Source organism: Subdoligranulum sp. APC924/74 (assembly GCF_003324125.1).
GTDB lineage: Bacteria > Bacillota > Clostridia > Oscillospirales > Ruminococcaceae > Gemmiger > Gemmiger qucibialis.
This window is the reverse complement of the sequence record NZ_PSQF01000077.1, coordinates 1-13004: the sequence shown is the minus strand read 5'-3', so window position 1 is coordinate 13004 and position 13004 is coordinate 1. Positions and strand designations below refer to the sequence as shown.

10 protein-coding genes are annotated in these 13004 nt (G+C 55.5%); 1 reads left to right on the top strand and 9 read right to left on the bottom strand.

Features of this window, described 5'->3' with window-relative positions; all coding sequences use genetic code 11:
• Nucleotides 1-74: 74 nt before the first annotated feature.
• The 3 genes from C4885_RS12950 to C4885_RS12940 form a co-directional block, all read right to left on the bottom strand.
• Complete coding sequence (locus C4885_RS12950; RefSeq protein WP_114000741.1) at nt 75-773, bottom strand: L-ribulose-5-phosphate 4-epimerase; 699 nt, start codon at nt 771-773, stop codon at nt 75-77.
• Between the two features lie 10 nt (nt 774-783).
• The gene (locus tag C4885_RS12945; RefSeq protein ID WP_114000740.1) at nt 784-2361 is read right to left on the bottom strand and encodes a xylulokinase; all 1578 of its coding nucleotides are present in this window, start codon (nt 2359-2361) and stop codon (nt 784-786) included.
• A 183-nt stretch (nt 2362-2544) separates the two neighbouring features.
• A complete protein-coding gene (locus C4885_RS12940; protein WP_114000739.1) occupies nt 2545-3456 on the bottom strand; it encodes an AEC family transporter in 912 nt (303 codons plus the stop codon).
• A 215-nt stretch (nt 3457-3671) separates the two neighbouring features.
• Here C4885_RS12940 and C4885_RS12935 point away from each other — a divergent pair, with 215 nt between their 5' ends.
• Nucleotides 3672-5153 (top strand): C69 family dipeptidase, encoded by a 1482-nt coding sequence (locus C4885_RS12935; protein WP_114000738.1) that lies wholly within the window; start codon nt 3672-3674, stop codon nt 5151-5153.
• A gap of 248 nt (nt 5154-5401) precedes the next feature.
• On the opposite strand, the gene C4885_RS12930 is transcribed toward C4885_RS12935, so the two are convergent.
• From C4885_RS12930 to C4885_RS16315, 6 genes are all read right to left on the bottom strand, one after another.
• Nucleotides 5402-6739, bottom strand: a complete 1338-nt coding sequence (locus tag C4885_RS12930; protein WP_114000737.1) for an MATE family efflux transporter — start codon at nt 6737-6739, stop codon at nt 5402-5404.
• Nucleotides 6736-7209 (bottom strand): MarR family winged helix-turn-helix transcriptional regulator, encoded by a 474-nt coding sequence (locus tag C4885_RS12925; RefSeq protein ID WP_114000736.1) that lies wholly within the window; start codon nt 7207-7209, stop codon nt 6736-6738. Before C4885_RS12925 ends, C4885_RS12930 begins: the two co-directional genes overlap by 4 nt.
• A 178-nt stretch (nt 7210-7387) precedes the next feature.
• Entirely contained in the window at nt 7388-8245 is an 858-nt protein-coding gene (locus C4885_RS12920; protein ID WP_114000735.1) for a YitT family protein, read from the bottom strand.
• Nucleotides 8246-8851: 606 nt separating this feature from the next.
• Nucleotides 8852-10222 (bottom strand): MATE family efflux transporter, encoded by a 1371-nt coding sequence (locus C4885_RS12915; RefSeq protein WP_114000734.1) that lies wholly within the window; start codon nt 10220-10222, stop codon nt 8852-8854.
• A 131-nt stretch (nt 10223-10353) separates the two neighbouring features.
• Entirely contained in the window at nt 10354-11805 is a 1452-nt protein-coding gene (locus C4885_RS12910; RefSeq protein ID WP_114000733.1) for a sugar transferase, read from the bottom strand.
• Nucleotides 11806-12042: 237 nt separating this feature from the next.
• On the bottom strand, nt 12043-12684 hold the full coding sequence (locus C4885_RS16315; RefSeq protein WP_147237842.1) for a hypothetical protein: 642 nt from the start codon (nt 12682-12684) through the stop codon (nt 12043-12045).
• Nucleotides 12685-13004: the final 320 nt, after the last annotated feature.

Here is a 13004-nt window from a genome sequence, read left to right as displayed (position 1 = left end):
TTATCTGCGCTTTTGGCTTAGCATCTGCCGCACCTCGCTCGCCGTATCGGCACTTAGAATTATGCGGTATTGCCTTACTTTTTCTGGCCGTAATAGGCGTTGGGGCCGTGCTTGCGCATAAAGTGCTTGTCCAGCACATGCTGGGGGGCGGGCTCCGCGTTGGGGTTGATCTGGCAGGTCAGCAGGGCCATCTTGGCCACTTCTTCCAGCACAACGGCGTGGTAAACAGCCTGGGCGGCATCCTTGCCCCAGGTAAAGGGGCCATGGCTGGCGCACAGAACGCCGGGCACATGCACCGGGTCAATGCCGCGGGTGCGGAAAGTTTCAATAATCACCTTGCCGGTGTTTTTCTCGTAATCTTCCTCGATCTCTTCGGGGGTCAGCTCACGGGCACAGGGCACCGGGCCGTAAAAATAGTCTGCATGGGTGGTGCCGAACGCCGGGATATCCCGCCGGGCCTGGGCCCATGCCACGGCGTGGGTGCTGTGGGTATGCACCACACCGCCCAGCGCGGGGAATGCCTTGTACAGTTCCAGATGGGTCTTGGTATCGCTGCTGGGGTTCAGGTCACCTTCCACCTGATTGCCGTTCAGATCCATGACCACCAGCATATCAGGGGTCAGTTCATCGTACTCCACGCCGGACGGCTTGATGACAAACAGCCCTTTTTCCCGGTCAATGCCGGACACATTGCCCCATGTGTAAGTAACAAGGCTGCGGCGGGGCAGTTCCATATTGGCTTCGTATACCTGTTGTTTCAGTTCTTCCAGCATAATTGTTCCCTCACATTGTTTCAACGGCGGTGCGCTCGGCGCACAGTGCCTTTTTGTATTCTTTCAGGAATGCGGCAAACCCGGCTTCATCAGCGGCATCCGGGTTCAGGGTGGTGCTGGCGGCACCGGCGAACACGCGGTTCTGCAGGTAGCTTGCCAGCGTTTCGCCATCGGCGTGCTCCACACGGTAAGCAGCCAGCAGGGCCATGCCGTAAGGGCCGCCCTCGCCTGCGGTTTCGGTGCAGGTCACAGCGGTGTGGGCGGCAGCGGCCAGGTAGCGCTGGGCCACGCCGGGGGTCTTGAACAGGCCGCCGTGGCCCAGCAGGGTATCCAGCGTCACATGTTCTTCGTTCAGGATATCCAACCCGATGGCCAGCGTGGCAAACGCGGAGTAAATGTTGGCGCGCATCAGGTTTGCCAGGCTGAAATCACTTTCCGGCCCACGCAGCAGCATGGGGCGGCCTGCATCAAAGTGGGTCACGCCCTCGCCGGAGTAATAGTTCACGGGGATCACACCGCCGCAGTCCGGTGCCCCCTGCAAAGAAAGGTTGAACAGCTTGGTAAACAGCTCACCCTTGTTCACTTTTGCACCGCAGAGTTCGGCGTTCTGGGCCAGCAGCTCCACCCAGGCGTTCAGGTCGCTGGTGCAGTTGTTGCAGTGCACCATGGCAACAGGGTCGCCTGCGGGGGTGGTAACCATATCAATTTCGGGGTAAACTTTGCTCAGGGCCTTTTCCAGCACAACCATGGCAAAAATGCTGGTGCCGGCGCTGACATTGCCGGTGCGGGGCGCCACGCTGTTGGTGGCGGCCATGCCGGTTCCGGCGTCGCCCTCCGGCGGGCAGAGCGGAATACCGGCCTGCAAATTGCCGGCGGGGTCCAACAGGCGGGCACCGGCTTCGGTCAGGGTGCCGGCGTCCGCACCGGCGGGCAGAACCTCCGGCAGCAGCGCGTTCAGGTCCACGGCATAGCCCTTGGCGGCGGCCATGGTGTTGAACTTTTGCAGCATGGCGACGTCATAACCGCCGGTAGTGCTGTCAATGGGGAACATGCCGCTGGCATCGCCAACGCCCAGCACTTTATGGCCGGTCAGCTGCCAGTGCACATAGCCTGCCAGCGTGGTAAAAAAGTCCAGCTTGGACAGATGCTCTTCTTTGTTCAGCATAGCCTGGTACAGGTGGGCAATGCTCCAGCGCTGGGGGATGTTGAAGCCGAACGCCGCAGTCAGCTCCTCGGCCGCTGCGCCGGTGATGGTGTTGCGCCAGGTGCGGAACGGCACCAGCAGTTCGCCGTTGGCATCAAAGGCCAGGTAGCCGTGCATCATGGCGGAAATGCCAATGCAGCCCACCTTGGTCAGGGTGCAGCCGTATTTTTGCTGTACATCGGCGGCAAGGGCAGCGTAAGCACTTTGCAGGCCCTGCCAGACCTGTTCCAGTGGGTAGGTCCAGATGCCGTTGTGCAGCTGGTTTTCCCAGGTATAATCCCCCTGTGCCAGCGGGGTATGCTCCGGGCCGATCAGCACTGCCTTGATGCGGGTAGAGCCGAATTCGATGCCGAGAGCTGTCTTTTCCGGTACAAAGTTGGACATATTGCAGGACTCCTTTTTGGCAAGCGGAATGCCGTATTTCTTATTTGTTAGTATAGCAAAGTGCGCCCCGGAAAGATAGACCTCTTTGCTTAAATTTCTGGACTTTTGTTCAGGAATGCTGCATTTTAGTTATTTGAACAAATTTCCCCGTGCAGTTTTGTAAGGTCTGCGCAGGGGGATGGATTACAGCATGATAACCAATGCGGTTGTGATCAAAACGATACTGGCAATGATGGAAACCGAATTGATCGCACTGGCAAGGCCGAAGTCACTGCCCATCTGCGCGGTAAAAGGCGGGTTGGCGCTGGCCACCGGGGCCAAAAATACGATCACAAGTGCCTGGCGGTATTCCAGCGGGAGCGGCAGGATAAAATAGGCTGCCAATGCTAACGCAATGCCGATGATGTACCGTACGCCCAGAATTTTAATGATATCCCCGATCTGGGACGGGTCGCCGTTCAGGTGGAACCCCACGCCGATCATCAGCATGGCCATAAAGGCGTTGGCATTGCCCACAATGCCCGCAAACTCCACAACCGGGGCGGGCAGGCTCAGGTGCAGAAGCCCCAGGATCGTCATAAAGATATAGGTCATCAGCGGGATGCTGTGCACAAGGTTATTCAAAATCGGCTTGATGCGGAACTTTCCATCGCCGGATTTGACAATGCTGGCAATGCTGTAAGCCCCGCCCAGGCAGATCATGCTGTTGCCGCAGTCAAACAGGCTGACGGCGATAACGCCCACCGGGCCAAGGAAGCCCTGGGCAAAGGGCATGGCAAAGTTGCCGATGTTGCAGCCGGAGGCATTAAGCATGGCAAACGCCTGGCGCTCCCTCCCCTGGGGGAGATACATAACCGAGCCAACGATCATCATCAGCACGCCGAAGCCGAAGCCCATCAGGGTGAGCAGCAGCATGGAGGTCTGCATCTCCCGCCCGGAAAAGTTTGTCACGATCGCCGCCGTCAGGGTGATCTTGATCACAATTTTGCTGAGCACATGGAAGTCGCTCTCCTTAAAGAATCCGACCCGGCGCAGCGCCCAGCCCAACAGAATGATGCCGATAAAACACCCGGCATGCGTAAGAATTTCTACCACGGTTTCCCCTTCTTTGTCCTTAAACTTTTATTTGTTTATATCATACTTTGTACATGTCGGCAAGTAATTCTGCGTCCAAACCGCATATTTTTTTTGCGGCAGCCCAGTTGTATTTACGGCAGCAAACGATTATTCTATAAGTATCATAAACCATATCATTTCCTGCGTGCCGGATTCTCCGGTACGCAGCATACAGAAAGGACTTGCATTCTAATATGGCTTGTACAACAATTCTGGTTGGCAGAAAAGCTTCTTATGATGGCTCTACCATGATTGCCCGCAATGACGATTCCGGTTCCGGGCATTTCACCCCCAAAAAGTTCGTGGTCGTTCCCCCGCAGGAGCACCCGGCCGTGTACCGGTCGGTACTTTCCCATGTGGAAGTGGAGCTGCCCGGCAGCCCGATGCGGATGACCGCAATGCCCAACGCCGTGGAGGGCAAGGGCATCTGGGCCGCAGGCGGCGTGAACGAGGCCGGTGTCGGCATGACCGCCACCGAGACCATCACTTCCAACCCCCGCGTTCTGGGGGCTGACCCGCTGGTGGAGTATATCCCCGCCAAGGACGGTCAGCCAGAAGTTCCCGGCGGCATTGGCGAGGAGGACATTGTTTATCTGGTACTGCCTTACATCCACACTGCGCGCGAGGGCGTGCTGCGGCTGGGCAAGCTGCTGGAAAAATACGGCACTTACGAGATGAACGGCATTGCGTTCCAGGACGTGCACGAAATCTGGTGGCTGGAGACCATCGGCGGGCACCACTGGATCGCTAAGCGCGTTCCGGACGATGCCTATGTGGTGATGCCCAACCAACTTGGCATTGACCAGTTTGATCTGGAAGACGCATTTGGCGCCAAAAAGAACCACCTTTGCTCCGCCGACCTGGATGATTTTATCGAGAACGACCATCTGGATCTTTCCTGGAACGGGGTACTGAACCCGCGGGACGCCTTTGGCAGCCACGATGATTCTGACCATGTGTACAACACGCCGCGTGCCTGGTTCATGCTGCGCTATCTGAACCCCCACAGCAAGAAGTGGGACGGCCCCAACGCCGACTACACACCCCGCAGTGATGACCTGCCGTGGTGCATGGCACCGGAAAAGAAGATCACGCCGGAGGATGTCAAATACGTATTATCCTCCCACTATCAGGGCACACCGTATGACCCGTATGGCAGCAGCCAGTCGGACCAGAAGGGCGCATTCCGCTCCATCGGCATCAACCGCAACGACTTTATGGCCCTGATCCAGATGCGCCCCGACCAGCCGGAGGATTCCCGCGTTTTGGAATGGATTGCCTTTGCTTCCAACGCGTTCAATGTGATGGTGCCGTTCTATGCCAATGTAACCACCACCCCTGCGTATCTTTCCAACACTACGGGCGCGGTTTCCACCGACAACTTCTATTGGAACAGCCGGATGATCGCCGCCATGGCCGATGCTGCCTACAGCAAATCGGTGTTTCATATTGAGCGCTACCAGCTGGCGGCGGCTTCCGCCGGGCATGCGAACATCAATACTTACGATGCCAAGCTGCGCCGTGAACAGGATGCTTCCGCCCGCGCCGCCCTGCGCGAGCAGGCCAACGAAGCCATGGCCGATACCATCCGCGACCTGTCCGCCGACACACTGGACAAAGTGCTGTATGAGCTGAGCTGCCAGATGAAAAACTGCTACTCCCGCTCGGATGCGTAAAACCGCATAAGTGTAAAGGCAATACCGCATAATTCTAAGTGCCGATACGGCGAGCGAGGTGCGGCAGATGCCAAGCCAAAAGCGCAGATAATACTTTGTGTATTATCGAGCATTTTGGCAACGCAGATGCCGTGCCGCAGCCGTCGGAGCGGTGCTTAAGCCGTAAGGCGGGAATTGTGCGGTATTGCCCTAACCCTTAAAAGCAAATCAGCCCTTGCCATCTCTCAGGCAGGGGCTGATCTTTTGCGTTAATACTGGTACTTTTTCCGGTTTTTAACCAGGAAGAATGCATTGACAAACAGTGCGGCGATTTCGGCTGCCACAACGGAAAGCCAGATGCCGTTCATGCCCAGCAGATGGGGCAACACGAGAATGGCGGTGACCTGGAACACCAGGGTGCGCAGGAAAGAAATAACGGCGGATACTATGCCGTTGTTGAGCGCGGTAAAGAATGCCGAGCCAAAGATGTTAAAACCGCAGAGCAGGAAGCTGAGGGAATACAGCTTCATGCCGAGGGTAGTCAGTTCCAGCAGTTCCGCATCATAACCCACAAAGAAGCGGGAAAGCGGGGCGGCCAGCAGCTCACTGAAGCAGAGCATCGCCACACCCCCCACGGCAATGACCCGCAGGCTGATACGCAGCAGGTTTTTTAGCTCGTCCGTGTTGTCGGCACCGTAATGATAGCTGACAACTGGGGCACAGCCCTGGGCATAGCCGATAAAGATGGCGGCAAAGAAAAAGCTGACATACATGATAACGCCGTAAGCGGCCACGCCATCGGCGCCGCCCAGGCGGAGCAGCTGCCAGTTGTACAGCGCGCCTACCAAAGAGGCGGACAGATTCGTCATCAGTTCACTGGAGCCGTTGGTGCAGGCCTTAAGTAGCGCCTTGCCGCTGAACACCGGGCGCACAAAGTGTAGCAGGCTGCCGTTGCCGGGGCGGGCAAAATAGAACATGGGGCCGATGCCGCCGATCAGCTGGCTAATCACCGTTGCAGCTGCGGCACCGGTGATGCCAAGCCCCATGACACCGACAAACACAAAGTCCAGCACCATGTTGGTCAGGCCGGCTGCCACGGTAAAGAAAAGGCCCAGCTTGGGTTTTTCGGCCGTGATGAAAAAGCTCTGGAACAAAAATTGCAGCATAAACGCCGTCTGGAACACCGTGATGATGGTGCCGTACAAGATGCAGTCATCCAGCAGTTCCGCAGTGGCCCCCAGCAGAACAGCCGCGGGGCGCAGCACCAGCAGGGCAACCACCGTAAAAATCACGCCCAGCACCGCAGTGGCGCAGACCAGCATGGAAAACAGCTCATTGGCGCGCTTTTTGTTGCCGGTGCCCAGCGTCATAGCAACCAGAGCGCTGCCGCCGGTGCCCAGCATAAAGCCGATGCAGCCAAATGCCTGTAAAAACGGCATAATGAGATTGACGGCAGCGAATGCCTGTTTGCCGGCAAAGTTGGAAACGAAAAATCCATCCACCACGCTGTAGATGGAGGTAAACACCATCATGATGATAGGGGATGCTGCAAAGCGCAGGATGCGCGATGTGGTAAAATGGTCCGATAATTGGATGCGCTGATTCATACTTTCTCCTGTTGTAAAATTTTGTTAAATTCCGTGCGGATGGCGTTCAGGTGTTCCTGGCCAAGGCGGACGAAATGTTCAGCCTCCGCCATGCCCAGCTGTTCCAGTGCCGCCTGTTCTGCGCTGTACACGGGTTTGGCAGTTTTGGCTGCCAGTTCCCGCCCGGCTGGCGTCAGGTGCAGCAGTTTGCCGCTGTAACGGCCCGGCGCGGGTTCCAGTTCCAACATTCCTTGCTTGACCATCGAAGCCACGGCTGAATTCATCGTCTGCTTCGGCAGGTTCCATTCCATGCACAGGCGGTTCTGGGTCTGCGGTTCGCTGCTGTTATACAGTGTATACAGCAGCCAGAACACGGTATCCGAAACACCGTAATGCACGGCAAGCTCATGATAAAGGGCGTTGCATTCATTGAACTGGCGGTTCATCTGTTCCAACAGATTTCGGGCAGTGAGATGGTGTTCTTCCGGCATTACACTATCATTCTCCTATTCTTCACAGCAAAACGGCGATGCTTTATTTGTGCACCGCTGTGTGATGTGTTATAATCCGATTTCGGATTTATATTATAGTCCGGGTTCGGATTTCTGTCAAGCGTTTCGGCACAAAAAATACCGCACAGCGTTTGAACTGTGCGGTATGTGCGGGTTTTCAGGCGTTATCAAAACCCTTGCCGAACACTTCGGTGGTGCTCAGCATGGACATAAAGGCGTTCAGGTGTTCCTTGTGGATAAACTCCCGCAGCTGCATTGCTTCGTGCCGGGTCAGGGTGGTATAGATAATGTAGCGCGGCTGGTTGGTGTATGCACCGTTGCAGGGGGTGTATGTTGCGCCGCGGTTCAGTTCCTTATTCACAAAGTCGCAGATCGGCTCCTTGTCGTCGCAGACGATCAAGATAGCTTTGCACATCTTCATGCGCTCCAACACCACGTCGATCATCAGGGATTTAACGGTAAGGCCGACGAAAGAGTAAAGCGCGGTGTGCAGGTCAAACACAAAGCAGGCCGCCACCACCATGACCAGATCGGTCAAAAACAACGCCGCTGCAATGCTGTGCAGGTGGGTGTATTTTTCCACGATCAGGGCAATCACATCGGTGCCGCCGCTGGAAGCCCCCACGCTGAAGAGCAATGCCGAAGCAATGGCAGGCAGCGCAATGGCAAAAATCAGTTCCAGCATGGGCTGGTCCGACAAAGGCTCGTTGAGCGGGCAGGCCTTTTCCAACAGCATCAATTCCGCCGAAAGCACCACGGTGGCATAACCGGTGGTCAGCGCAAACTCTTTGCCCAAAAAAATCAGGCCCAGAAGCAGCATCAACATATTGACCACGGCGGAAAACTCACTGGCCGAAATCGGGGTCAGCTTGGCAGCCAGTGCCGCCGCGCCGGTCACACCGCCAAAGACAAAGTTGTTGGGAAATTTGAAGAAATACACCCCCACCGCCATCATGCTAATGCCGAGCGTGATGATCGTATACTGCCGTACTATTTTCATCCATTTGCCTTTCATGGTCGGTTCCTTTCCGCTGGCTTTCCAGCGTTCTTACTCCACGGAAATTATAACACCAAATCCGCCGTTTGCCATCCCCTGCCCCGCCGGGTTTGAGGTTGGTTGTGCGTAATTTGCTTTTTTTGTCGGATACAGTTTCGGGGGAACGCGCACCTTGTTTGGCCGTTGACGCGCCAAATGCTGAGTTTTGGCGGAAATTTGTTCGCCAGCGGCAGGCAGGGCAACTGAGCAAATTTGGTGCGCCGGGTAAACAGTTTGCTATGATGCAAACAAAAAGACATGTGCGGGATTCCGGCACATGCCTTTGGGTAAAATCGTTATCCTTTTAGGGCAATACCGCATAATTCTAAGTGCCGATACGGCGAGCGAGGTGCGGCAGCTGCTAAGCCAAAAGCGCAGATAATACTTTGTGTATTATCGAGTATTTTGGCAACGCAGATGCCGTGCCGCAGCCGCCGGAGCGGTGCTTAAGCCGTAAGGCGGGAATTGTGCGGTATTGTCTTAGGTTGGTGGGCGCAGAGTGCGTCCCTACGGGGTGGGAGGCACGGCAAATGTTGATTGCCCATTATAAAATACACTGCAGGGAGACGGGTATCCCACAAATTCTTACGCCTTTTTCTGGCTGGTGGCCAGAATCTTGTTAAAGCGGATAAAGAATGCGCTGCAGGTTACGGTTGCCGCGATGATATCGCTGACCGGCTCGGCCAAAAAGACAGCAAAAACCTTGTCCTGCAAAATCAGGGGCAGGATAAAGATCAGGGGAATCAGCAAAATCAGCTTGCGCAGGCAGGCCATGAACAGACTGATCTTGGCTTGGCCCAGCGCCACAAAACTCTGCTGGCAGGAAACCTGGAACCCGGTGGAGAAAATACCCGCCATGTAAACGCGCATGGCCCAGGCCGTGTACCGCACCAGTTCCGGATCGGTGGAGAAGATGCTCGCAAACATCTGGGGCACCAGCATACAGGCGGCCCAGAACGCGGCTGCATATGCCACGCAGATGATGAACTGTAACCGAAACGCCTGTTTGACGCGGTCACCCTTGCCCGCGCCAAAGTTAAAGCTCATGATGGGCTGTGCGCCCTGGCAAAGCCCCTGCACCGGCATGCTGAGCAGCTGGGTGGCGCTGGTGATGATGGTCATGGCGCCGACGGCGATATCGCCGCCATAGCGTGCCAGGCTGGAGTTGAAGCTGATGGAAAGGATACTTTCGGTGGCAATCATCACAAAGGTGGAAACGCCCAGCCCAAGGCAGGGGCCGATGACTTTTCCCACCAGCGGCATGTTTTTCACGCTCAGGCGCAGCCTGGTGCGGCTGCCGGTCAAAAAGCGCAGCACCCACACCGCGCCCACCGCCTGACTGATGACAGTCGCCGTGGCGGCACCGCGCACCCCCATATTGAGGGCAAAAATCAGGATGGGGTCCAGGATGATGTTGCACACAGCGCCGATCACGGTGGTCATCATGCTGAACGTGGCAAAGCCCTGGGTGGTGACAAAGGGGTTCATGCCCATAACGATGAGCACAAAAATGGTGCCGATGATATAGATGCGGGCGTAATCCAGCGCATAAGGCAGCGTTTTTTCGCTGGCACCGAACAGCACCAGCAGGGACGGCGCAGCGAAATAGAACACAACGGTCAGCACAGCCGCCAAAATCAGCAGCAGCGTAAAGCAGTTGCCCATGATTTTTTCGGCGGCATCGTCATCGCCGCGGCCCATGGCAATGGCCGCGCGGGGCGCGCCGCCGGAGCCGCACAGCATGGCAAACGCGGTAATCAGCATCAAAATGGGGGTAAACAGGCCAACGCCCGTCAGCGCGGATGCGCCGACCTCCGGCATATGGCCGATATAGATGCGGTCCACAATGTTATACAGCAGGTTTACCACCTGCGCCACCACCGCGGGCAGTGCCAGCTGGGCCAGCAGCTTGGGAATGCTGCCGCTCCCCATATCCCTGTTTTGCGTTGCAGCCATAATCAAAGTACCTCCTGCGTTTTTGTTGTAAAAAAAGTGGAGTAGTTCCCTGCTCCGCTTATTGTGTTGAAAGAATGGGTTCCGGATTGATGTTTTTATATTTTAGGTTCCCATGCCACGCATTTAACGATTTACTTTGCCCCCCGACCGGCAAAGACAACCCATACGGTCTTGAAGAGGATTTTTATATCGCCCCACAGGCTCCAGTTATCAATGTATTCAACGTCCAGTTTGACAACGTCCTCAAAATCCTCAATATCGCTGCGGCCGCTGACCTGCCACAGGCCGGTGATGCCCGGTTTCATGGAAAGGCGGCGCTTGTGGTGGCTTTCGTACTGTTTATACTCGTCCAGCGTGGGCGGGCGGGTGCCGACAAGGCTCATATCTCCACGCAGAACATCAAAGAACTGCGGCAGTTCGTCAATGCTTGTTTTGCGGATAAACTTACCCACCTTGGTAATGCGGGGATCATCCTGCATTTTGAACATCAGGCCGTTCATCTCGTTCTGGGCCATCAGTTCCTTTTTGCGTTCCTCGGCATCCATATACATGCTGCGCAGCTTATGGATGTAGAAAATACGGCCATTGCGGCCCACTCGCTTCTGCTTAAAGAAGAGCGGGCCGGGGCTTTCCAGTTTCAGGGGGATGGCTGTAATGGCAATGATGGGGATGCTGATGATGCAGCCCACCAGGCTGCCCAAAATATCCATCAGGCGCTTCAGGATCTGGTCCCGCAGCTTGGGTTCAATGGTGGCCATGGTAACCAGGTTGCCGCCAGCGCAGCGGCCCAGATCGCGGCACAGGCGGGCGGAGCTGGTTTCGTTGCAACAGCTTTCCTCGATGCGGTCCAGCAGCGGCATGCGGAAATGCACGGTCAGGCCCATGCTTTCCATCTCTTCCAGGTACGGGATAAAGGATTCGCCGCTGTCCATCGGAACATCGATATACACTTCATCCAAAGCGGCGCGGCGCAGCCAGTTCATAAAGGTATCATAATTGGCTTTTATCTCAATATTCTCCACCTTGGTACCGATTGCATCCCCCGTGGCTTCCAGCAGGGCCACACCGCACACACGGCGGGACCAGTCGTTGCTGATCTCACGGATCATCTTGCCTGCATGGTCACCGGTGGTAACAATGCCAACCAGCGTTTCGTTCTGGAGACTGTCAGGGGCTTTTACCAGCAGCTTTTTGAGCAGGCCATGGGCCGCCGGGAGCAGGAAGAGGTTAAACGACACGACCCCCACCAGAAAATAGCGGGAATCCTGCAAAACCGCTTTGGACAGTGTCAGAAAAGCAGAATAGATCACCATCATCAGCAGGTTGGACTTGATGGAAAGTTTGGCTTCCTGCCCGCGGGTACGCTTGACAATGTTTTCCGTCTGGTCAAAACAGAAAAATGTAACGGTATAGGCCAGCACCAGCAAAACCAGCGCCTGAACCCAATCCAGAACACTGTAAGGCAGCAGCTGCCCCATAATGCCGCCAACGATCAGCCATGCCAGAATCACACTGGCGGCCAGAGCTGCAAGGTCTGTTAAAAAGACATAGACATACTGCAGCTTTTCGCGCTTTGTAATCATACCCTGTTTCCCTTTTCTTCCAAGTTTTCTTCATATCCCAGGCCCGCCGGCCTGCATACCACTGCGCCCCGTTGATAAGGCAGCACCAGTATTTTGCGGCAAAGCTACCGCAATGCCGTTTTGCCTGCAAGCCCGCAAAGGCCTTTTCCCCACAGGGCAAAACCAGCTTTTTTCTTTCCTCTTTATGTCATATGAATATTTACATTTTATCATATTAAGATGCGGCTTTCAATCATTTTAGCTATAATTATCAAAGGCAATACCGCATAATTCTAAGTGCCGATACGGCGTGCGAGGTGCGGCAGATGCTAAGCCAAAAGCGCAGATAATACTGGATGCTGTAAAGGTGAGCGCCGCCAGTGGCGGATGCAGCGAACCGAAGCAGGGGCAGCGGTCGCAGAGTGCGAGGGGCTTTTGCCCCCGAAGCACGATGCGGGTACCGCAACCCGACATTATCGAGCATTTTGGCAACGCAGATGCCGTGCCGCAGCTGCCGGAGCGGTGCTTAAGCCGCAAGGTGGGAATTGTGCGGTGTTGCCCAAAGAACAGCAGGATATATTGCATCTTGGGTTCGCGTCTTATTTTCATCGTTTTTTCGCGGGTTTGTTTTTCGTTTTTGAATCTTCCTGCCCGACTTGCCGGCACCAGGCAGCGTAGAGTCTTTGTGGAATCACACAGGGCAAATACAGCCTGCTGGAACACGGTAGAGGTACCGGCGCGGCCCACACCGTGGATCCGTAATTTATATCTTCCACCCGCCCCCATTCTTCCCCAACCTCCACATAAAAACAAAACAATAAAGCCCTCTTCCCAAGGAGCAGCTGGGGAGAGGGCTATATTGTTTTGATTCAGGCAATGAAAAAGGTGCAGAGCAAACACCTGAAACGGAGAACTGCCTGACTTTGACAGGAGCAGGGAGCAAGCCTGTTCCTTTTCTGGGCCACGGCGATGGGAGGCATTCCATGCGCCGTCAGCAAAAGCGGCCCTGTCGGTTAGTTCTCGCTAACCATGCGTATACTATACCATGTTTCAAGTGGTTCGTCAAGCACTTTTTATCTGTTTTTGAAATAAATTTTCGCGTTTAGCGGCACAGCTTGCCTTAGGCAACACCGCACAATTCCAGCCTTGCGGCTTAAGCACCGCTCCGGCAGCTGCGGCACGGCATCTGCGTTGCCAAAATGCTCGATAATGTCGGGTTG

Excerpts from the sequence above, each read along its gene's own strand:
- C4885_RS12915 (WP_114000734.1), bottom strand. The coding sequence starts at position 10,222 with ATGGCTGCAACGCAAAACAGGGATATGGGGAGCGGCAGCATTCCCAAG.
- C4885_RS12935 (WP_114000738.1), top strand. The coding sequence starts at position 3,672 with ATGGCTTGTACAACAATTCTGGTTGGCAGAAAAGCTTCTTATGATGGC.
- C4885_RS12930 (WP_114000737.1), bottom strand. The coding sequence starts at position 6,739 with ATGAATCAGCGCATCCAATTATCGGACCATTTTACCACATCGCGCATC.
- C4885_RS12950 (WP_114000741.1), bottom strand. The coding sequence starts at position 773 with ATGCTGGAAGAACTGAAACAACAGGTATACGAAGCCAATATGGAACTG.
- C4885_RS12925 (WP_114000736.1), bottom strand. The coding sequence starts at position 7,209 with ATGCCGGAAGAACACCATCTCACTGCCCGAAATCTGTTGGAACAGATG.
- C4885_RS12910 (WP_114000733.1), bottom strand. The coding sequence starts at position 11,805 with ATGATTACAAAGCGCGAAAAGCTGCAGTATGTCTATGTCTTTTTAACA.
- C4885_RS12945 (WP_114000740.1), bottom strand. The coding sequence starts at position 2,361 with ATGTCCAACTTTGTACCGGAAAAGACAGCTCTCGGCATCGAATTCGGC.
- C4885_RS12920 (WP_114000735.1), bottom strand. The coding sequence starts at position 8,245 with ATGAAAGGCAAATGGATGAAAATAGTACGGCAGTATACGATCATCACG.